At 35.9% G+C, this 22,188-nt stretch carries 22 protein-coding genes; 13 read left to right on the top strand and 9 right to left on the bottom strand.

Annotated features, from left to right (window positions below; translation table 11 throughout):
• Positions 1 to 50: 50 nt before the first annotated feature.
• Genes OL225_RS14305 through recJ form a run of 5 tightly spaced genes read right to left on the bottom strand, consistent with a single transcriptional unit; the run spans position 51 to position 3,921 of the window.
• Positions 51 to 389 (bottom strand): DUF3817 domain-containing protein, encoded by a 339-nt coding sequence (locus tag OL225_RS14305; protein WP_047376609.1) that lies wholly within the window; start codon positions 387 to 389, stop codon positions 51 to 53.
• 6 nt (positions 390 to 395) lie between these two features.
• Positions 396 to 1,199, bottom strand: coding sequence for a hypothetical protein (locus tag OL225_RS14300; protein ID WP_264518724.1), 804 nt, complete (start codon positions 1,197 to 1,199; stop codon positions 396 to 398).
• Between the two features lie 3 nt (positions 1,200 to 1,202).
• The gene (nadD, locus tag OL225_RS14295; RefSeq protein WP_264518723.1) at positions 1,203 to 1,787 is read right to left on the bottom strand and encodes a nicotinate (nicotinamide) nucleotide adenylyltransferase; all 585 of its coding nucleotides are present in this window, start codon (positions 1,785 to 1,787) and stop codon (positions 1,203 to 1,205) included.
• Positions 1,788 to 1,820: 33 nt separating this feature from the next.
• Entirely contained in the window at positions 1,821 to 2,177 is a 357-nt protein-coding gene (locus tag OL225_RS14290) for a four helix bundle protein (RefSeq protein ID WP_264518722.1), read from the bottom strand.
• Between the two features lie 31 nt (positions 2,178 to 2,208).
• Positions 2,209 to 3,921 carry a single-stranded-DNA-specific exonuclease RecJ gene (gene recJ / locus OL225_RS14285; protein ID WP_047376613.1) on the bottom strand — a complete coding sequence of 571 codons (1,713 nt, stop codon included), beginning with the start codon at positions 3,919 to 3,921 and terminating at the stop codon, positions 2,209 to 2,211.
• Between the two features lie 109 nt (positions 3,922 to 4,030).
• Here recJ and OL225_RS14280 point away from each other — a divergent pair, with 109 nt between their 5' ends.
• A complete protein-coding gene (locus tag OL225_RS14280) occupies positions 4,031 to 4,843 on the top strand; it encodes a M48 family metallopeptidase (protein ID WP_264518721.1) in 813 nt (270 codons plus the stop codon).
• Positions 4,844 to 4,920: 77 nt separating this feature from the next.
• Here OL225_RS14280 and OL225_RS14275 read toward each other — a convergent pair whose 3' ends face one another.
• Positions 4,921 to 6,543, bottom strand: a complete 1,623-nt coding sequence (locus OL225_RS14275; RefSeq protein WP_264518720.1) for an ABC-F family ATP-binding cassette domain-containing protein — start codon at positions 6,541 to 6,543, stop codon at positions 4,921 to 4,923.
• A 121-nt stretch (positions 6,544 to 6,664) separates the two neighbouring features.
• Between OL225_RS14275 and smpB the strand changes: the two genes are divergently transcribed.
• The 5 genes from smpB to OL225_RS14250 all read left to right on the top strand — a co-directional run bounded on the left by smpB (position 6,665) and on the right by OL225_RS14250 (position 11,405).
• A complete protein-coding gene (gene smpB, locus OL225_RS14270; protein WP_045501613.1) occupies positions 6,665 to 7,123 on the top strand; it encodes an SsrA-binding protein SmpB in 459 nt (152 codons plus the stop codon).
• A gap of 77 nt (positions 7,124 to 7,200) precedes the next feature.
• Positions 7,201 to 8,715, top strand: a complete 1,515-nt coding sequence (locus tag OL225_RS14265) for an OmpA family protein (protein ID WP_264518719.1) — start codon at positions 7,201 to 7,203, stop codon at positions 8,713 to 8,715.
• A 95-nt stretch (positions 8,716 to 8,810) separates the two neighbouring features.
• The gene (locus OL225_RS14260; RefSeq protein ID WP_047376616.1) at positions 8,811 to 9,551 is read left to right on the top strand and encodes a YebC/PmpR family DNA-binding transcriptional regulator; all 741 of its coding nucleotides are present in this window, start codon (positions 8,811 to 8,813) and stop codon (positions 9,549 to 9,551) included.
• Positions 9,552 to 9,608: 57 nt separating this feature from the next.
• On the top strand, positions 9,609 to 10,433 hold the full coding sequence (locus OL225_RS14255) for a UDP-2,3-diacylglucosamine diphosphatase (protein WP_047376617.1): 825 nt from the start codon (positions 9,609 to 9,611) through the stop codon (positions 10,431 to 10,433).
• Positions 10,434 to 11,405, top strand: a complete 972-nt coding sequence (locus OL225_RS14250) for a glycosyltransferase family protein (protein ID WP_047376618.1) — start codon at positions 10,434 to 10,436, stop codon at positions 11,403 to 11,405.
• Here OL225_RS14250 and OL225_RS14245 read toward each other — a convergent pair.
• Together OL225_RS14245 and OL225_RS14240 are read right to left on the bottom strand one after the other, a co-directional pair.
• A complete protein-coding gene (locus OL225_RS14245; protein WP_047376619.1) occupies positions 11,394 to 11,684 on the bottom strand; it encodes a GNAT family N-acetyltransferase in 291 nt (96 codons plus the stop codon). The genes OL225_RS14250 and OL225_RS14245 overlap by 12 nt on opposite strands.
• A 137-nt stretch (positions 11,685 to 11,821) precedes the next feature.
• Complete coding sequence (locus OL225_RS14240) at positions 11,822 to 12,571, bottom strand: RDD family protein (RefSeq protein ID WP_047376620.1); 750 nt, start codon at positions 12,569 to 12,571, stop codon at positions 11,822 to 11,824.
• Positions 12,572 to 12,599: 28 nt separating this feature from the next.
• On the opposite strand from OL225_RS14240, the gene OL225_RS14235 reads away from it, so the two are divergent.
• The 7 genes from OL225_RS14235 to OL225_RS14205 all read left to right on the top strand — a co-directional run bounded on the left by OL225_RS14235 (position 12,600) and on the right by OL225_RS14205 (position 19,471).
• Entirely contained in the window at positions 12,600 to 13,583 is a 984-nt protein-coding gene (locus tag OL225_RS14235; protein ID WP_047376621.1) for a stage II sporulation protein M, read from the top strand.
• Positions 13,567 to 14,529 carry a DUF4013 domain-containing protein gene (locus tag OL225_RS14230; RefSeq protein WP_047376622.1) on the top strand — a complete coding sequence of 321 codons (963 nt, stop codon included), beginning with the start codon at positions 13,567 to 13,569 and terminating at the stop codon, positions 14,527 to 14,529. The genes OL225_RS14235 and OL225_RS14230 overlap by 17 nt, the downstream gene beginning before the upstream one ends.
• Complete coding sequence (locus OL225_RS14225; protein WP_264518718.1) at positions 14,522 to 15,313, top strand: DUF4129 domain-containing protein; 792 nt, start codon at positions 14,522 to 14,524, stop codon at positions 15,311 to 15,313. Before OL225_RS14230 ends, OL225_RS14225 begins: the two co-directional genes overlap by 8 nt.
• Before the next feature lie 11 nt (positions 15,314 to 15,324).
• Complete coding sequence (locus tag OL225_RS14220) at positions 15,325 to 16,482, top strand: DUF4350 domain-containing protein (RefSeq protein ID WP_264518717.1); 1,158 nt, start codon at positions 15,325 to 15,327, stop codon at positions 16,480 to 16,482.
• Positions 16,483 to 16,593: 111 nt separating this feature from the next.
• Entirely contained in the window at positions 16,594 to 17,625 is a 1,032-nt protein-coding gene (locus tag OL225_RS14215) for an AAA family ATPase (protein WP_264518716.1), read from the top strand.
• 76 nt (positions 17,626 to 17,701) lie between these two features.
• Positions 17,702 to 19,024, top strand: a complete 1,323-nt coding sequence (locus OL225_RS14210; protein ID WP_264518715.1) for a DUF58 domain-containing protein — start codon at positions 17,702 to 17,704, stop codon at positions 19,022 to 19,024.
• A gap of 27 nt (positions 19,025 to 19,051) precedes the next feature.
• Complete coding sequence (locus OL225_RS14205) at positions 19,052 to 19,471, top strand: OsmC family protein (RefSeq protein WP_264518714.1); 420 nt, start codon at positions 19,052 to 19,054, stop codon at positions 19,469 to 19,471.
• Positions 19,472 to 19,541: 70 nt separating this feature from the next.
• Here OL225_RS14205 and OL225_RS14200 read toward each other — a convergent pair whose 3' ends face one another.
• Entirely contained in the window at positions 19,542 to 22,157 is a 2,616-nt protein-coding gene (locus tag OL225_RS14200; protein WP_264518713.1) for an MGH1-like glycoside hydrolase domain-containing protein, read from the bottom strand.
• Positions 22,158 to 22,188: the final 31 nt, after the last annotated feature.

Here is a 22,188-nt window from a genome sequence, read left to right as displayed (position 1 = left end):
CAACCGTAAAAATAAAAAGGACCGAAAAGGTCCTTTTTTTATTGTATGATTTATTCTCTGTCAAATCTGGCTAGCTTTTTATCTACCCAAACCGTTGCAAAAGGGAAGAATGCAGATAATAAGGCAAAAACAAAATCTTCATCATCCCAATGATAAATTTTTCTTGCAGGAAGGCAGAGTATAAGGTAAAGCGTAAAAAATAATCCATGTAAACTGCCAATAACGCTGATGAAGATAATGGAATATAAATTTTCATCATATCGGATCCAGATCATCGCAACACAGTACAGTAAAAGACATGAAATAGCTTCTGCAACACAAATCTGTTTAAACCATTTGATGATTTTTTCCTGAGAATATTTTGAGAAAAATTTTTCGATGAAGTCCATGAATAGTTATTTATAGTAGATAAGAAAGGATGTTTCACTTTTTACGGGATATCCACTGTATTTTACAGGCTCAAATTTAGTGTATTTTATAAACTTTTTGATTTCTTTTTCAAAATAAGGAATATATTTCAAATTGTGATCATTATAAATACGATGACTGAATTGGTGTTTCAAAACCTTTCCTTTTTGATCTAATATGAGCGTAACCAAGGTACTTGAACGGTATTTTTGAAAAGAAGGATTGTAATTTTCATAACCTTCCGGATAAATAAAATTATGGAAGAAATCTTTATTTAACTGATCATTATCATCTGTATAACTGAGATATTTACCTTTATAAGTCCATTCACAATGCTCATCGTTATCAAAGATTTTATCAGGGTGTTTTTTTACATACATAGCTACAGATTCTTTAACGAGACCGTCAATAAAATCTTTACCAAACTTTTTTTCAGTCAATTCAGTCATTACAGAATAATAACACTCACCTGAATAACCGCCCATATCACTGCCTATCCATTCTCCGCCCCAAATGATATTATGCTTTTTTAAAATCATTCTGAGTTCTTCTCCTGGCAAAAACTTATCACCAGCGGGAGCAGCAATATTGATAAAATATTTATTTTGAATTTCCGAAGCTTTTACAGCTCTGATTGAATCTTCGCTGCAGCGCTTTTTATTATAGATTATCCTTTCGGCCAAAGCAATTTTCTGTAATTCTTTAAGAGAGTCACTTTTTAAAGTTGTTAATTCCTGAGCATATAGAAAGCCTTGCAAAAAAATAGAGAATAAGAATAAATATAATTTCATTGCTTATTGATAAAAATTACTACCATCCAAATATTCAAAAACCTCAGGAGGTAACATAGGTCTTACATTTTTACCGTTTTTGATCATAGTACGGATTTCAGTGGCAGAAAGTTCTATAACCGGTGCCTTGATCAGAGAAATATTTTCATGCTGTAAATAGTCAGAATCAGCCTTTTCTCCTTCAAATACTCTTGGGTAAACAATGATATGATGATTTTTGATCAAAACATCAAAATTTTTCCACTTGTGAAGGCTCTTCAGATTATCTTCCCCCATAATCAGACTGAAAGAATAATCCGGGTATTTTTCATGAAGATAGGTAAGAGTATCAATTGTGTAACTTGGTTTTGGAAGAGAGAATTCCACATTGGAAGCTCTCATATTCGGGTAATTCTTTACTGCCAGCTGTACCATATCTAATCTGTTATGGTCATTCAGTAAAGATTTTTTGTCTTTAAACGGATTTTGTGGGCTCACTACAAACCAAAGCTCATCCATATCAGAATTTTCCAGAATATAATTCGCCAGAATAAGGTGTCCAATATGAATAGGATTGAATGAACCGAAAAATAAACCGATTTTTTTCATTGTTATAAGGAGTTATATTGCAGGAATTAGGACTTAGGGAGTTAGAAGTTTTGTAATTACTGCATTCAGCATTTTTGATATTTCGGATGTTTTTTCGATTAAAATTTGAAAATTTTCAGGATTCAAATAATTTAAATTTTTTGAAATAATCAATTGGGTTTCCAATTCGACACTGCTGCCTCTTGCAATTTTCAAAAACTGAAGATAGTCATTAGTAGATCTTCTGGAATGACCTTCTGCGATATTAGATGGAATTGAAATTGCGGATCTGCGGATCTGACTTGTAAGTCCATACAGTTCTTCTTTTGGAAAAACGGCAGATGCCTTATAGATTTCTGTAACGAGATCTACAGATTTTTGCCAGACAATTAATTCTTTATAGTTTCCCATATCCGTTTCCCTATTCCCTTATTGCTAAATCCTAATCCCTGAATTTCACATCCTTAATATTTAAATAATGAGTGACGTTGCCTTTCCAGTGATTTTCTTCAAGGGTAAAAGCAAGGTCAAAATTTTTATTTTTAAAATCTTCAACAAATGGTCCTAGCTTGAATCCTACGCACTCAATATTTCGTCCTGTAGATTCCTGCTTGATATAAAATTTCAGATGGTTATTATCTTTCCCCATTGTTTTCACATAACCTGACAGTTTCTGATCAGTCAATGTAAAAATAGGTTTCATATTGTGAGGTCCAAATGGAGCCAGTTTTCTGTGAAAATTGATAAACTCTCTGTTGATTTCATCAACGGTAATTTCAGTATCAATAGCAATGGAAGGCTCTTTTTGATGGTCTTTAATTTTTTCAGAAACAATTTTTTCAAACCTTTCTTTGAAAGCATCAAACTTATCTTTCTCCATAGAAAGTCCTGCCGCCGCGTGATGGCCTCCAAACTTAAGGAAGTATTCAGAACACATATCAAGAGCTTCATGCACATCGAAATCAGAAACAGATCTCGCAGAAGCTACCATTTCCCCATTATTACCATCAGTAAATACCAATGTGGGTTTATAATAAGTTTCAATAAGCCGGGAAGCTACAATACCAATCACTCCTTTATTCCATTCAGGATGATAAACGATTGTTGTATGCTTGGTTTCTTGCTGAGACTCTATAATTTGGTTCAATGCAGAAAGAGTGGAATTCATATCCAGTTCTCTTCTTTCATCGTTAAGATTCATGATATCGCTCACAATCTGATTGGCATGTTTCAGATTGTCGGAAACCATAAGCTCTACGGCTGCTTTACCATGAGATATTCTTCCGGCTGCATTAATTTTAGGGGCTATTTCAAAAACAATATTGGAAATTTCAAAATGAGAAAGTTTATCCTCAGGAATCAATAATCTTAATCCAAGATTTCTGGTCTTTCTAAGGGTTTTTAATCCCATTTTAGCCAGCACTCTGTTTTCACCTGTCATGGAAACAATATCGGCTGCAATAGAAATGGCTAGAAGATCAGTCAGTTCAAATAATTCTGCTTCCGGTAATTTATAAATTGTATTTAATCCCTGGCAAAGCTTAAAGCCAACACCACATCCCGAAAGTTCTTTGAAAGGATATCGGCAGTCATTTCTTTTAGGATCAAGTACAGCCGCAGCATCAGGAATTTCTTCACCCGGAAGGTGATGGTCGCAGATAATAAAATCTATACCCAGATTACTGGCATAGTTGATCATGTCAAGGGCCTTTATTCCACAATCCAGAGCGATGATTAGTGAGAACCCATTTTCTTTGGCAAAATCAATTCCTTCAGTAGAAATTCCATATCCTTCAGAATTTCTGTCCGGAATATAATAGTCCAGATATTTTTTCTCAACAATCTTGCTGAGATAAAGGTACATCAATGCAACCGCCGTGGTTCCGTCCACATCATAGTCACCATATACCAATATTTTTTCACCATTTTCAATTGCTGTTGCAATACGCTCTACAGCCTTTTGCATATCGGCCATTAAAAACGGATTATGTATATCGTTAAGGTTCGGTTTGAAGAATTCTCTGGCCTTTTGATAGTTGTCAATCCCTCTTAAAACGAGGATTTTAGATTCAAAAGTACCAAAACCAAGTGACGAACTTAGTCTGTCCACAACTTCCTCATCGGGTTCAGGCTTATAAATCCATTTTTGACTCATTTCACAAAAATAAGGAAAAAAAATAGCATTCCGGAAAGAACTGGAACGAAGTTTCGACTTAATAATTGTTAAAAAAAGGCTATCTTCGTGCTCCAAATTTTAAATGACTATGAAAAAAATTACTCTATGCCTTATGCTACTTGGGGCTATGTATTCGATCAATGCACAAAAAATCAACCTCGGGAAAGCTGCCGGAATGGTTTCAAATGGTGCGAAAGCCTTAACATTTACCAACGAAGATGCGGTTAAGTTATCCAAAGAATCAGTAGACTGGATGGATAAAAATAATACCGTAGCAGGACCTAAAGATCCGTATACCGTGAGACTGAACAAGCTGTTTGGAAAACACAAGTCTCAGGACGGTCTTAATTTGAATTATAAAGTTTACAAAGTAAAAGATATCAATGCGTTTGCCTGTGCAGACGGAAGTGTACGTGTGTTCTCTTCACTGATGGATATCATGACAGACAATGAATTGCTTGCCGTTATCGGACATGAAATAGGGCACGTGAAAAATCAGGATACAAAAGATGCCATGAAATCTGCTTATCTGAAAGCAGCTGCATTGGATGCAGCGTCATCAGCTTCTTCTGCAGTAGCTACTCTTAATGAGAGCCAGGTAGGAAAAATGGCAAATGCATTTTTGGATGCTTCGCACAGCAAAAAACAGGAATCAGAAGCCGATACTTACTCATATGACTTTATGAAAGCTAACAAATACGATGTTGTAGGGGCTTATACGGCTTTCAAAAAGTTAGCCTTACTTTCAGAGGGAAGTACACAGACTAATTTTGAGAAAATGTTCAATTCTCACCCAGATAGTAATAAAAGAGCAGAGTCTATTAAAAAGAGAGCAGAAAAAGACGGGATGTGGAAAGATCCGGGAACAGTATCTTTGCCTACTGCAAAACTGACAAAATAATTATTTAATTTATTTTTCAATAAAAAAACCTCAAAGCAGCGCTTTGAGGTTTTTTGTGTATTATAATGCTGAATAGATTAAGAGTACATTTTTTCTCTTAATTCTTTTACTTTTTTATCAGCAAGATATTCGTCATAAGTCATTTCTCTATCGATAATTCCGTTAGGAGTCAGTTCAATGATTCTGTTACAAACCGTTGAAAGCATTTCGTGGTCATGAGATGCCAATAAAAGATTTCCTTTGAAGTTAGATAAAGAGTTGTTCAAAGTGGTGATACTTTCAAGGTCTAAGTGGTTGGTAGGTTCATCTAATAAAAGAACATTTGCTTTCTGAAGCATCATTCTGCTGAACATACATCTCATCTTTTCACCTCCTGAAAGTACTTTACAGGACTTTAAAGCTTCATCACCTGAGAAAAGCATTCTTCCAAGGAATCCTCTTACAAACTCTTCGTGACGCTCTTCGTCATTTTTTGTAAATTGTCTCAACCAGTCAACCAGGCTTAGATCTTCCTGGAAGAAGTTGGTGTTGTCCAATGGCATGTGAGACTGATTCGTTGTAACTCCCCATGCAACAGTCCCTTTATCAGCTTCTACGTTTCCTGCTAAAATTTCGAAGAATTCTGTAATCGCTAAAGAGTTTTTGGAAAGTACAGCAACTTTATCACCTTTCTTAAGATTCAAATCAATATTAGAGAATAGCAACTCTCCATCTTTTGTTTTCTCAAGACCTTTTACATCTAAAATCTGATCACCAGCCTCTCTTTCCATTTCGAAAATAATAGCTGGATATCTTCTTGAAGATGGCTTAATATCGTCAATGTTTAATTTGTCGATCATTTTCTTTCTTGCAGTAGCCTGTTTTGCTTTAGCAACGTTCGAGCTGAATCTTGCAATGAAGTCCTGAAGTTCTTTTTTCTTCTCTTCAGCTTTCTTATTGGCCTGAGCTCTTTGTCTTGTTGCCAATTGAGAAGCCTGGTACCAGAAAGAGTAGTTACCTGTATAAAGGTTAAGTTTAGCATAATCCAAGTCACCGATGTGCGTACAAACCGTATCCAAGAAGTGACGGTCGTGAGATACAACGATTACTGTATTTTCATAATCTGCAAGGAAATCTTCCAGCCATGAGATGGTATCAATGTCAAGGTCGTTGGTAGGTTCATCCAGAATCAACACATCCGGATTTCCGAAAAGAGCCTGAGCCAAAAGAACCTTTACTTTGTCTTTATTCTCAAGTTCGCTCATCATCTGCCAGTGCATATCATCTTTGACTCCAACGTTTGAAAGCATTGTCTGTGCATCAGATTCTGCAGTCCAACCTCCCATTTCATCATAGATTACACCTAATTCACCTGCTTTTATTCCGTCTTCATCAGAGAAATCTTCTTTTGCGTATAACGCATCCATTTCCTCTTTTATCTCAAATAATTTCTTGTTACCTCTCAAAACAGCTTCAAGAACAGTATACTGATCATATGCAAAGTGATCCTGTTCCAAAACTGACATTCTCTTCCCTGGTTCCAGAGATACATGTCCTGTTGTAGGATCTTGCTTTCCTGTTAATATTTTAAGGAATGTAGACTTTCCCGCACCGTTTGCTCCGATGATTCCGTAGCAGTTTCCTTTGGTAAACATAATATTTACCTCGTCAAAAAGAACTCTTTTCCCGAATTGTAAAGATAAGTTAGATACTGTTAACATATAGTTTTGTAAATTTGGCGCAAAAATACGAAAAGAATTTGGGTATTTTGTAATAATATAATAGTCAAGTTTTTAATTGTATGGTATTTTTTATATATTTCAATAACGAAATTTTAAAATGATGAAGATTGAGAAAACAGTTAGTATATTAAACAGAAGAGCCCGTTTTGAATACGAAATTCTTGAAGAATACGAAGCAGGAATGGTTTTGACGGGTACCGAAATAAAATCTTTACGTTCATCCAAAGCATCTATCACAGAATCGTTCTGTCAGTTTATTGATGGGGAATTGTACATCATTAACATGATGATTGATGAGTACAAATTAGGAACTTTTTACAATCATAAAACAAAAAGGGAACGGAAATTGCTCTTGCACAAAAAAGAATTACAAAAACTTGAAAAAAAGTTAAAGGATGCTGGGAACACCATAATACCTTTAAAATTATATATCACTGACCGAGGTAAAGCAAAGGTGCTGATAGCGCTTGGTAGAGGGAAAAAACTTTTCGATAAAAGAGAGGCGATAAAAGATAGAGAAAACAAACGGAACCTGGACAGAATATTAAAGAAAAGTTAAAAATCATTTGAAAAACTTTGTATATAAAGAAAAATTATATTTATTTTGCATTATCAATTATTTAATCATTTAATTCTATGAAAAATCTAAAATTAGGAATTTCAGCATTGGCGCTTACTGTTGCCTCTACTGTTTTCGCACAGACTACCAACAATCCGTGGTTAATCGGAGTTGGTGCTCATGCAGAAAACCACGTAGCAGCGAGAGGTACTTTCAGTAATACGTTCTCTGCTAACAATTTGACAAAGAACATGTTCAATGTGAACAACTTCTCTATTACACCTCCATTATCTAAGCTAACAGTTGCTAGAAATGTTGGTAAAGGTTTAGTAATTGACTGGCAGACTACTGTTGGAAATGTTGAAAACAAAAGATTCAACATGGGGAAAGAATTTTTCCTAATGACAGGTCTTGGTTTCCAGGCTCACGCTGCAGGTCTTTTATGGAACGAAGAATCTTGGTTTGATCCATATTTAAGAGTTGGTGCTAACTACTTAAGACATGACTATACTGCTCTTACTTTCCCAAGAACGGCTGTTGACGCTAACGGTAATCCAATCGAAAACATTGTTAACGGAAAAGACGGTAATGAGAATGGTAAAGCTAACCACTTTACTGTAGCTACAGGTGCTGGTGCTAACTTCTGGGTAACTAAGAACTTCGGTCTTGGTGTTCAGGGAGATTATGTATCAACTCCAGGTGACCACTCTACAGTGGCTAACTTCTGGCAAGCTTCTGCTTCTATCTTATTCAGATTCGGAAACAGAGATAGAGATAAGGATGGTATCCTAGATAAAGATGACCTTTGTCCAGATACTCCAGGTTTACCAGAATTCCAAGGATGTCCTGATACTGACGGTGACGGAGTTCCAGATAAAGACGATCAATGTCCAGAAGTGGCTGGTCCAGTTGAAAACAACGGATGCCCTTGGCCAGATACTGACGGTGATGGTGTAATCGACAAAGATGACGCTTGTCCTACAGTAGCAGGTCCTGCTGAAAACAACGGTTGTCCTTGGCCAGATACAGACGGTGACGGTATCTTAGATAAAGATGATGCTTGTCCTACTGTTCCAGGTCTTCCTGAATACAACGGATGTCCTAAGCCTAAGAAACAAACTGCTATTGAAACTACAGAAGCTCTTAAAGGTATCTTCTTTGATTTCAACAAAGCGACTATCAGACCAGAATCTAGCGCTAAGTTAGATAACGCTGCTAAGATCATCAAAACTGACGGTGGTAACTACCTAGTTGAAGGTCAAACTGATGCTAAAGGTGCTGCTGAGTACAACTTGAAACTTTCTAGACAAAGAGCTGCTTCAGTAGTTGCTGCTTTAGAAGCTAGAGGTGTTGATGTTAACGCTCTTAAGTCAATCGGTGTTGGTGAAACTAAAGCTACAGTTTCTGAAAAAGCTTCTGATGCTGAAAGACAAGCTGATAGAAAAGTTATCGTAACTGCTATCGAAGATGCTAACGAGTGGAACGCAATCAAGAAAAAAGATTACGAAGATGCTCCAGTAAAAAAAGCTACTAAGAAAGCTACTAAAAAAGCTCCAGCTAAGAAAAAAGCTGTTGCTAAAAAGAAAAAATAATTAATTTTTCTAAATAATGAATACCTCCAATTTTTTTGGAGGTATTTTTTTTTTGTTGACTTTTGAGTAATTTTGTTGGAAATTTAAAAATTAAAATGGGAAGAGCATTTGAATATAGAAAAGCTTCTAAAATGGCCAGATGGGATAAAATGGCCAAAACATTCTCCAAAATAGGTAAAGACATTGCATTAGCTGTAAAAGCAGGCGGAACAGATCCTGAAGCCAATCCGGCGCTGAGAAGATGTATCCAGAATGCGAAAGGGGCAAACATGCCTAAGGACAACGTAGAGCGTGCGATTAAGAAGGCAAGCGGTGCTGATGCAGAGAACTATGAAGAAATCACGTATGAAGGATACGGGCAAGGTGGTGTTGCGTTTTTTGTAGAATGTACTACAAACAATACAACAAGAACTGTAGCGAACGTAAGAGCTATTTTTAACAAGTTTGATGGTAACCTTGGTAAAAATGGTGAATTGGCATTTATCTTTGATAGAAAAGGAATTTTCACACTTGATTTGGCTCAGATCAAAATGGATTGGGATGATTTTGAAATGGAAATGATTGATGGAGGAGCAGAAGATGTAGAAAAAGATGAAGAAGAAGTAATGATTACAACTGCTTTTGAAGATTTCGGTTCTTTATCTCACAAATTAGATGAACTGGGTATTGAAGCGAAGAGTGCAGAACTTCAAAGAATTCCAAACAATACAAAAGAAGTAAATGCAGAACAGTTTAAAGCTAATATGAAAATGCTTGAGCGTTTCGAGGATGATGATGACGTTCAGAACGTTTACCACAATATGGAAATCACAGAAGAGCTGATGGACTCTTTATAAAAAATAATATAGCATTCATATACAGTTAACTTTCAATTAGTTTCTTTGTACAAAACTATGAAAAGAAACGTTGAATTAGTTGTTATATCGGATGTTCATTTGGGAACTTATGGATGTAAGGCTAAAGAATTGTTGAGATATCTCAATTCTATCCAGCCTAAAACTTTAGTTTTGAACGGTGATATTATTGATATCTGGCAGTTTAAAAAGTCTTACTTCCCTAAACCTCATTTGAAAGTAATCAGAAAGATTCTTTCATTGGCAACAAAGAACACAGACGTCTATTACATCACGGGCAATCATGATGAAATGTTTCGGAAGTTCACAGATTTTGAACTTGGGAAACTTAAAGTCTGTAATAAAATCTGCCTGAATATTGACGAGAAAAAAACCTGGATATTTCACGGGGATGTTTTCGATGCATCCGTCCAGCACTCAAAATGGATCGCTAAACTTGGCGGAAAAGGGTATGACCTCCTGATTATAATCAATAATGTTGTAAATTGGTTCTTAGAAAAAATGGGTAAAGAGAAATACTCGTTTTCCAAAAAGATCAAAAACAATGTGAAAAAAGCGGTAAAATATATCGGAGATTTTGAACTTACAGCTTCTGAACTGGCTATTGACAATAATTATGATTATGTAGTTTGCGGACATATCCACCAGCCGCAGATCCGTGAGGTTGTTAATAAAAAAGGATCCTGTACTTATTTGAATTCCGGGGATTGGATTGAGAATCTCTCTGCTTTAGAATACAATAATAAAGAATGGACAATTTTTTATTATGACGAGCATAAACATTTGCTGAAAGATGATGAAATGGAAGAAATTCAGGAAATGGATAATTCTGCTCTTTTAAAAATTGTAACCAACTTTTCCTAGATGAAGATTTTATATGCATTTCAGGGTACTGGAAACGGTCACATTGCTAGAGCACAGGAAATTATTCCTCTTCTCAAAAAACATGCATCCGTTGATACGCTGATCAGTGGACATCAATCACAATTAAAGGCTGATTTTGACATCAATTTTCAATATAGGGGTATTTCTCTTCTTTACAACAAAACAGGCGGTCTATCCTATCGAAAAACGTTTACCGAAAATAAATTCTTTGAAGCAGCCAAAACAATAAGAGAATTGGAGCTCTCACAATATGATTTAATCATTAACGATTATGAGCCTTTGACGGGCTGGGCCTCCAAACTGAAAAAGCTTCCGATGATAGAACTCAGCCACCAGGCTTCCATGAGTTTTCCGGAAACACCAAAACCCAAGAAAAAGGACTTTCTGGGAGAAATGATTTTAAAATACTATGTTCCCAGCGAAAGGAAAATAGGATTTCATTTTGAAAACTACCATCCTCAGATCAAAAAACCTGTGATCAGAAGAAAGATCAGAAACCTTAATCCTTATAAACAGGGATATTATCTTGTATATCTTCCGAGTTTTGCTGATGAAAATATCATCAAGGTGCTAAGAAAAATTCCTGTTGAATGGAAAGTGTTTTCAAAATACAGTAAGGTTCAGGTCAAAGTAAAAAACGTGGAAGTATTTCCTATTGATGAAAGCCAATATCTGAAATATTTTGAAGGCTGCGAAGGGATTTTATGCAACGCAGGTTTTGAATCTCCTGCAGAAGCATTATTTATGGATAAAAAACTGTTCGTGATTCCTATCCATAATCAATATGAACAGGAATGTAATGCATGCGCTCTTGACAAAATGGGAATACCCAATTCTAAGGTTTTAAATCTTCAGGAAATTATGGAATGGGTGGCTTCTGATCATCATCTCAAAGTAGATTACCCGGATGATATTGAAGATATTCTATTGAATGAGGTTTTAATTCTTTAAAAAAATATCATCCACATCACTCATTCTCATCATCACAGATCTTGCGTAAGAACAGTGTGGGTATACTTTCCAGTTGTTTTCTCGGGCAAATTTTATGGCTTCTTCCACTAAGAATTTTCCCATTCCTCTGCCTTCAAATTCAGGATGTACCAGGACAAAAGAAATAATCAGTTTGCTATCTTCAGGGAAAATAGTATAGGTAAGTCTGCCTACTTCTTTTATTTCGTTGTTTAGGATAAGAACTCCGCCGTTTCCGGATTTATTGTTTTCAAATTTCATGATTCAAGACTTTAGGTTAAATATACAAAAACTGCACCGACCTTTGCATAAGCAATAAGCAATAAGCTCCGTTGTAAATTTTTCAACATTTTTAAATTGGCCATTCACTTGCGAAGCAAAATTGACAATTGACTCTCCTAATTGTCTTTTCCCGTATAATAGTTGTAATCTTTGATAATCACATTGATAAACTGTCTTTCCGTCATTTGAGTAGCATCTATTTCCAGTTTCAAAATGCTTTTAATTTTATTGGATAGTTTATTGATGATCTGTCGGTCATCTACTTTTAATGCTTTGGTATAATTATCTTTGATGATTCTCATATCATTATCACTCAAAGCAATGACTTGTGGAAAAGAAGGGATATAATCCTCGTGGATATTCTCCAGGATTGTATGCGAGATATTGATGTTATTTTTGAGGGAAATGACAGCAGTTCCGGAAGCAATGTCACCTAAGCGCTGGTTGTTTTTAGAAACAATCATAGAGATGAGCCCTATAACTCCGGCGAATGAAACATCAACAATTCTGAAAATCCAGCGGATCATATAATCTGCAAAACTGGCCTGATATCCGTCAATCTTTACCACTTTGATTTTCATCAGCTTTTTGCCGGGTGTCTGGCCTTCCATTAAACTTTCCAATACAAGCGGATAAATGTAAATAGGAAAAGTAAGGATAAGATATACAGCTCTTATAGACCATTCATCAAGACCGTCTAATAAATATCCCAAGTCAAAAATATTGAAGAACAAATACAGGGTAATCACCACATAAGCTATCCTGATCAGAAGATCAATAATGAAGGCAAGCATCCTTTCTCCTACGCCTGCAATATTAAAATTAATATTTACATTTTGTGAGGTATTTATCGCAATTTGAGACATATTTTTTATTATTTTAGCCTTAACAATTATGAGAGAAGTTTATTTCATTAAACAAAATAAAGAAAAATGGTTGGGAATAGAACAGGTTATTCAAGGGAAAATTAAAAAAAATCCTGATGACCTGTCTTCATTGTATATTAACCTGATCAATGATCTTTCTTTTGCCCAGACCTATTATCCGAAAAGTAATACTACAGTTTACCTTAATCATCTATCTGCCCAGATTTTTCAAAAGATTTATAAAACCAAAAGGGTGGAGGAAAACAGGCTGGTTTACTTTTTCAAAACTGAAGTTCCGTTGCTGATGTATCAGTACAGGAGATATCTGATGTATGCTTTTCTGTTTTTCATTTTGTTTACCTCAATAGGAGTACTTTCTGCAATCTATGATAAAGGTTTTGTAAATATTATTCTGGGTGAAGGATATGTGAATGAAACAGTTGAAAATATTAAAAATAATAATGCTGTAGGGGTTTATCAGAGTGGAAGTACCTGGGGAAGTACGATAGGAATTATTTTTAATAATATTCAGGTAGGAGCAAAACTCTATATTTACGGAATTGCAGGAGGCGTGGGGACATTGTTTGCTTTGCTTTCCAACAGTGTGATGCTGGGTGCTTTCCAATACTTTTTCTATGATTACGGAGCATTGAAAGAGAGTGCCAGAGGAATATGGCTTCACGGAGTTTTTGAGATCTTTGCCATGGTGGTGGAAGCGATGTGCGGACTGATCCTGGGAGCTTCTATTTTATTTCCGAGAACGTTTTCAAGGTTTAATTCTTTTAAAAAAGGATTTAAAGATTCATTTAAAATATTTTTAAGTACTATTCCTTTCACCATTTGTGCAGGAATTATAGAAGGTTATGTTACAAGACATGCTTTGAAGATGCCTTTGTTTCTGAATCTGATCATTATTTTGGGATCACTGGCAATTATAGGATTCTACTATTTTGTATATCCATCTATTGTCAACAAAAAAACTAATAAACACATCAATGATACAATTTTATAAAAAAAGAGATTTTGGAAACTTTATCAGCGATAGTTTTAATTTCTTCAAATTATACGGGAAGAATTATTTTAAGAACTATATTCTGATCAATGGCTTGCTTTTGATCTTAATGGTAACCGTTGTGATCTTCGGATATAAAGAACTCTTTTCGCAGATATTCGGGTCTAATCTTGGTGGAGAAACGTATTATTTTGAACAGTATTTTTCGGATAATGCCGGCATGTTGATTACGGTAGGATTGCTGACTTTTCTGCTTTTCATGGTTTTGATGATTGTCAATTACCTGTATCCCGTTTTTTATTTAAAAAGAATTGCAGAAGGGGCAGAAAAAATAAAAGCTGATGAAATCCTTAATGACTTTAAAAGCAATGCAGGGAGAATAGCGAAACTGTGCCTTGGGATGATCTTTATTGTTACCCCAGCAATTTTATTTGTCGTAGGTTTTTCCTATATTCTCATTTTTATTATTATCGGATTGTTTCTGATACTGCTTCTTTACCCAACGATATTTAATTTTACTACATTTCTGATGTATGATTATTTTAATTCGGACAGAGGTTTCTGGGGAAGTTTGAGCTATGCTTTACGTTCACAGTTTTCTTATCCGAACGGTAGTGAGAAATCACCGTACTGGAAATATTGGGGATCGGCATTTGTGATGTTTATTATTATCTATATGATAACATCTGTATTCACATTTATTCCGATGATATTTTTTTACGGATCACTTCTTACTTCTACACCAGACGGAAATTTTGAGCAAAATCCTTTTACCGGAACTGCGGGAATCCTGTTTTTTGTATTGTACGGAATTTCGATGCTGCTTTCATTTTTTCTTTCAAACCTGATGTATGTGAATGCAGGACTGATGTATTATGACAGCAGAACAGATCTTCACCAGAAAGTAGAACTTGCAGAAATAGACACTATAGGAATCAATGAATAGAATTTTCTTTTTCTTACTGCTTTTTTTCTCTCTTGGGCTGGTTCAGGCTCAGGACGATAATTCTGCTGATGAATATCTGGGAGACTCTCTGTATACAACCGGGCATTACAGAAATATGCTGCGTGCAGATTCTGTACTGATGAAAAACCCGGTGTCAGAGAATGCAGTGTATCCGAAAACATTCAAAGAAAATATTCCCTCAAGATATAAAGGAAACGAATTTGACTATTCCGTATCAAAGCCAAGAGAATCTTTCTTTCAAAAGTTGATGCGGAAGCTCAATCAGATTATACAGGGAATTTTCGGGGAAACTGCACTGACTAAGTCAGCAGAGTTTACAACAGTCCTCATCCGTCTGTTTGCTATTATTCTTGTAGGATTTCTGCTTTATTTTATCATTAGATATGTCATGGGAAAAGACGGGAACTTTCTTTTTGGCAAAAAGAATAAAAAACTGGATATCAATGTGCAGGAACTCCATGAGAACATCCACGAAATCAATTTCCCTGAAAGTATTGCAAAATTTGAGATGGCGGGAGATTATCGTTCAGCAGTTCGTTACCAATTCCTGTTTATTCTTAAAAAACTGAGTGACAAAAAGCTGATCAACTGGAATCCGGAAAAAACCAATAAAGATTATGCCTCAGAATTGAAAGCTCTCCATCTGAAAAATGAATTTTCTAATCTTTCTTATATCTTTGATTATGTCTGGTATGGAGAATTCAGTATTGAAGAACAGAGCTATCAGAAATTTAAAAATCAGTATCAGGCATTTAAACCCTAACAATAGTAACCATGAATAAAACTTTCAAAACATATGCTGCAATTTTCATCATCGTGATGATTATTCTGGCATTGCTTGAAGTTAACAAAAAAGAAACGACAGACTGGCGCAAGAATTTTGATATCAATGAAAAGTCTCCGTTCGGACTATTTGTTTTTAATAATGAAGCTAAAAATCTTTTTAAAAATAACCTGAAGAAAATTGAGCAGGCACCTTACGAATACTACAGTCAGCATAAAAAGGATCCTCACAATATTGTTGTAATTGAAAATAATCTTGATAAAGAGTCCTGGAATAAAATCCTGACCCAGGTATCTGAAGGCTCGGATGCATTTTTAATGGTAGCTCGTATGCCAAAAGAAATTTCAGACAGTATCGGATATTATGATTCCGAAATCTCTTTTGAAGAGGAAAATGTACTGAAACTTACAGACAAAAAATATCAGAATGATTTTATTAAATTAGATAAATTTCCGTCAGGAAGAGGATTTTCATTCATTAAACCTAACGTTGAAGTCCTTGGAAAAACTGTGGAAAAAAAGAATACTGATCAAGCCAACTTTATCAAAGTGAAGTTTGGGAAAGGATATATTTACGCTCATACAGAACCTCTTTTTCTGACCAATTATTATCTTCTGAAACCTGGGAACACAAAATATGCTCAGGATGTGTTTTCATATCTTCCGGATAGAGAAACCCTTTGGTTTGTATCCAAGAAAAGTTCAACATCACGTTTCTTCATGAGATTTGTATTGTCAAATCCGGCTTTAAAGTATGCGTGGTGGGTGTTTTTGGGTGGATTTATCCTTTTTATTTTCTTTAATGCAAAAAGAAAACAGAGAATAGTACCGGTAACAGAGCCACTAAGGAATACTTCTCTGGATTTTGTAAAAAGTATTGGAAATCTGTATCTTCAGGAAGGTGATTTTCATGATATGATGGCAAAGAAAGCTCAGTATTTTCTGAACAAAGTAAGAATGGATCTGTTGATAGATACCCAGAATTTGGATGAAGAATTTGCAAAAAAACTACAGCTGAAAACCGGGAAAACCGTGGAGATGATTAATGAAGCGATAACGCTTGTAAAAAAAGCTCAGGATCCTTACGCCAGCGTAATGAAGGAAGACCTTACAAGGATCAATAAGCTCCTTGATGAAATATTTAAATAATACAACAATATAATGATGTAACAATGACCAGTACTAATAATTATCTTTCCAGGGAAAATATTTAATTATTACATTGACACCCATTGTTAGATCGGCCAATTAAAATTTATTATGGAAAACTTTGATAACCCTAATATAGAAAACCAAAGCTCTATAGACCTTAATAAACAGGAAGAGCAGTTTCAGTCGAGAATAGATATGATTGAACTTCGTACAAGCCTGGAGAAAGTAAAATCTGAGATCGGAAAAGTAATTGTAGGACAGGAGAAGATGATTGAACATCTTTTGGCAGCATTACTTTCAAACGGCCATGTGCTTATTGAAGGGGTTCCGGGAGTTGCGAAAACAATCACAGCAAAATTATTAGCCAGAACCATTGATGTAGGTTTCAGCAGAATTCAGTTTACTCCGGATCTGATGCCTTCCGATATTTTGGGAACATCTGTATTCAATGTGAAAAATTCAGAATTTGAATTTAAAAAAGGACCTATCTTCTCCAATTTCATCCTGATTGATGAGATCAACAGATCGCCGGCAAAAACGCAATCCGCATTATTTGAAGTAATGGAAGAAAGGCAGATCACCATGGACGGTACCCGTTATATTTTGGAAGAACCTTTCCTTGTTATTGCTACACAAAACCCTATAGAACATGAGGGGACGTACAGACTTCCGGAAGCTCAGCTGGATCGTTTCTTATTCAAAATTAATGTAGGATATCCTAATCTTGAGCAGGAAATAGCAATCATTAAAAATCAGCACGAAAGTAAAAAAGAAGATAAAACAGAAGGGGTAAACCGTGTTATCACATCTCAGCAATTGAAAAATTACCAGCATCTGGTAAAAGAAATCATTGTGGAAGCTCAGCTGATGGAATATATTGCTAAAATTATCATCAATACCAGAGAAAACCAGTTCTTATATCTGGGAGCATCTCCAAGAGCATCACTGGCACTTCTTACAGCATCAAAAGCGTTTGCAGCGTTAAGAGGAAGAGATTTTGTAACTCCTGAAGATATTAAAGAAGCAAGCTACGCTGTTTTAAGACACAGAGTAATCGTTTCTCCGGAAAGAGAAATGGAGGGTCTTACTGCAGATGAAATTATCCGTCAGATTTTAGAAGGAATAGAGATTCCGAGATAGGTAGTGGATAGCTGGCAGGGCATAACCCCTAATCCCTTTATCCTAAATCCTAATCCCTATAACCTGCCCCCAACCAATGAAAAACTTATACATCAATACACGTCTCTTTTTTACACTCATCGGAGTGGGGATTCTGTATGTCCTTGCATTCTTCTTTCCTGTGATGATGTGGGTAGCCCATATTGTACTCCTGATTTGCTTTCTTGCGGCAATAGTAGATTTTCTATTGCTTTTTAATCAAAAAAATGCATTACAGGCTCAAAGGATTCTGCCGGAAAAATTGTCCAACGGAGATGAGAATTTTGTGAAAATTGATATTAAAAATAATTACAGCTTTACTATAGCGACTAAGATTATTGATGAAATTCCGTTCCAGTTTCAGAAAAGAGATTTTTTGATTGAAAAGCAGATTGCTTCAGGTGCGAATACATTCTTTCAATATTCACTAGAGCCCAAAGAAAGAGGAGAATATCATTTTGGAGGTTTGAATGTTTATGCATCATCACCATTGGGATTCATCTCAAAAAGATTTATTTTCCAGAAAGATGCTATGCTTCCTTCTTATCCATCCTTTATTCATCTCAGAAAATATGAGCTTATGGCCATTCAGAGTGAATTTTTATTAGGCGGAATCAAAAGAGTCAGAAAGCTGGGACACACTATGGAATTTGAGCAGATTAAAGAATATGTTCCAGGAGATGATATCAGAACGATCAACTGGAAAGCAACATCCAAGACCAATCGTCTGATGGTAAACCAGTTTCAGGATGAAAAATCACAGCGTATCTTTATGTTGATTGATAAAGGGAGAACGATGAAAATGCCTTTCAACGGATTAAGTTTATTGGATTATTCTATCAATGCAACCATGGCGCTGTCTCATATCATTTTGAGAAAAGGGGACAGAGCCGGAATGATGACTTTTTCCAAAAAAGCTGAAAATAAAATTGCTGCCGATAACAAATCCGGACAGCTGAAAAAAATCTCTGAAGCGCTTTATAATATCAAAACAGATTTCTTTGAAAGTGATTTCAACCGTTTGTATCAGGATGTAAAATACTCCATCAATCAAAGAAGTTTAATTTTGCTTTTCACCAATTTTGAGACACTGGACGGATTGAACCGGCAGCTGAAATATTTACGTGGAATCGCTAAAAACCATTTGCTGGTAGTTGTATTCTTCAAAAACTCTGAACTGCAGACGCTGATTAACAAAAATCCTGAAAATATGCAGGAAATATACGATGAGATCATTGCCGAAAAATTTGAATTTGAAAAGAAACTGATCATTCAGGAACTCCGCAAATATGGAATTTATACCGTATATACACTTCCGGAAAATTTGAATATCGATGTTATCAATAAATATCTGGAGATAAAAGCGAGAGGAATTTTATAACTTTGCAGAAGCAATAAGCAATAAGCAATGAAAATTACACTTAACAGAATAAACGACGATTTTTTATTTGAATGTACCAATGCACAGGGAAATTCTATTCTTTTGGATAATACTTCCCAGCCGGGAGCCAAAGGAGTTTCCCCAATGGAAAGTGTGCTGATGGCAGTCGCTGGATGCAGCGGAATTGATGTGGTTTCGATTTTAAAGAAACAGCGCCAGAATATTACAGGATTTCAGGCAGAGGTAGAAGGAGAAAGAGTACAGGTAGATGATGCGAAACCTTTCAAATCCATCAATGTGAAATTTCTTTTAGAAGGAGAAATTGATCCTAAAAAAGCACTGAAGGCTGCAGAACTTTCTTTTGAAAAATACTGTTCCGTATCAAAAACCTTAGAACCGAATGTAGAAATCGGATACGAAGTCTATGTAAACGGAGAAAAAATTTAATCTCTTATTTAAAAATAGAAAAAGCCGGATGACTCATCCGGCTTTTTTATTACCAATTACTCATTGCTTATTAAAAGGTAAGTCTTGGTTTTATCAGTTTTGCTACAGTGGCTGTCCATCCTGTTTGGTGAGAAGCTCCTACACCACGGCCGTTATCTCCATGGAAATATTCAAAGAAGGTGATATAATCTCTGAAATGTTCATCATAATTGAATTTTGGATTGCCTCCATTGAAAGCCCGTTGCCCATGCTCATCCTTTAAAAATATCGAACAAAGTCTTTTGCTGATATTCTGGGCTACTTCATCAAGATTTCTTTTATCGCCGCTTCCTGTTGGAAGTTCTACTTTCAGGCTGTTTCCATAATAATAATGAAAGCGCTGCAGGCTTTCCACAATCAGGAAATTGATAGGAAACCAAATCGGTCCGCGCCAGTTGCTGTTTCCTCCAAACATTCGGCTGTCACTTTCTGCAGGAGTATAATAGACCATATTCTCATTACCATGCACAGAGAATACAAAAGGATTTTCTTCGTATACTTTAGACATGGCGCGGATTCCGTAAGAACTTAGAAACTCATTTTCATCAAGCATTCTTGTCAGAACTTTTGTCAGTCTGTTTTTGCGGAGGATGCTCATCAGGTGTTTTCTTCCATGACCTTCCTCGTCCCAGTGAGAAACAAGTTTAGTAAGTTCCGGTTTATTTTTTAAGATCCATTCCATTCTGCTTCTGAAATTCGGCATCTTTTCCAGTAGACGGTGGTCTACGATCTCAACAGCAAATAATGGGATCAGGCCTACAATACTTCTTAATCTCAAAGATACACTGTCTCCGTTTCCAAGCTGCAGTACATCATAAAAGAATCCATCCTCTTCATTCCACAGTCCTTTCGTTCCTTCGCCCAGGTTTTCCATAGCTTCAGCGATATAAAGATAATGTTCAAAAAATTTGATCGCCATATCTTCATACACCTGATAATACTGGGCAAGTTCCATAGCAATACGCATCATATTCAATGCATACATGGCCATCCAGCTTGTTCCGTCTGCCTGTTCAAGATGCTGGCCGTCTTTTAAAACCATATTCCGGTCAAAAGCTCCGATATTATCGAGCCCAAGGAAACCGCCCCCGAAAATATTTTTACCGTTTTTATCTTTTCGGTTCACCCACCACGTAAAATTCAGCAGCAGCTTCTGGAATACTTTTTCTAAGAATAATAAATCCGGCTTTCCATTGTTTTTTTCATCAATTTTAAAAACACGGAAGCAGGACCATGCATGTACAGGAGGATTCACATCACTCATATTCCATTCATAAGCTGGAAGCTGTCCGTTGGGATGCATGTACCATTCTTTGGTAAGCAACAAAAGTTGTCCCTTGGCAAATTCTGCATCAATGATGGAAAAAGGTACACAGTGAAATGCCAGATCCCAGGTAGCATACCATGGATATTCCCATTTGTCAGGCATGGAAATAATATCCTTATTGTGAAGGTGATTCCATTCCGTATTTCTTACATATTCATTGAAATTTCTCGGAGCTTCAAAGTTAGGATCACCTTTCAGCCATTTTCCGATGTTGTAATGATAGAATTGCTTATTCCAGAGAAGTCCGGCAAAAGCCTGTCTCTGAACATTTCTTTCATCTTCATTGACAGTATCATTCTGAATATCGTTATAAAACTCCTCAGCTTCTGCTTGTCGGGTATCGAAAATAGTATCAAAATTTTCAAAAGGTTCATCCGTTTTATCAGGACATAATCTGAATTCAAAAATTTTAGATTCGCCTGCTCCTACAATTTCATCAATCAGAAAAGAAGCTTTTGTACCCTTTTTTTCAGGGTTTACAGTGTTTCCCTGATGAATAATGAAGTTATTGATGCCATCTTTGAAATACATATTCTCCGTTTTAGGAGTTCCGTAAAGCCTGGACGTATTGGTTTCATTGTCACAAAATATACTTTGTGCATTTGAATTCCGGGTATAGATTTTTTTGATAGAAATACTGTCATGCCCAATGTTAATACTTCCGTCATGAGAAGCATTCAGTTCTCCTTTATAGGTATTGTATCCCCATTTCCAGTTGTTTCTGAACCAGGCAGTAGGGGCCACTACAATGGGAGCCCCATGCTGGCTTCGGTTACAGACAGTTACTCTGGCCAGAATATCATTGTGATCAGCTTTACAATATTCAATGAAAATATCAAAATATTCATCGTTATCAAAAATTCCGGTATCGAAAATCTCATATTCCGGTTCCTTTTTACTGCGTCTTCCGTTTTCAGCAAGAAGTTCATCATATGGAAACTCATTGATAGGATATTTATACACCATTTTCATATAGCTGTGAGTAGGTGTATTGTCCAGGTAATAAAAGATTTCTTTGATGTCTTCCCCATGATTTCCCTGTGGGTTGCTCAATCCGAAGAACCGTTCTTTTATCATTTTATCTTTCCTGTTCCAGAATGAAAAAGCAAAACAGAACAACTGTTTTACATCAGAAATTCCAGCGATGCCTTCCTCTCCCCAACGGTAAGCATAGCTTTCGGCGTTATTATGATTGGTAAAATCCCAGGCATTCCCGTTTGAGCTGTAATCTTCACGTACATTTCCCCATTGTCGGTTGCTTACATAAGGTCCCCAGTTTTTCCATTTGGTATCTTGTAATCTTTCTTTTTCGGCGGTCATATCTCATCATTTTTCCATACGAAGTTAGTTT

The organism is Chryseobacterium viscerum (assembly GCF_025949665.1).
Taxonomy (GTDB): domain Bacteria; phylum Bacteroidota; class Bacteroidia; order Flavobacteriales; family Weeksellaceae; genus Chryseobacterium; species Chryseobacterium viscerum_A.
This window is presented reverse-complemented; position numbering and strand designations above follow the sequence as displayed.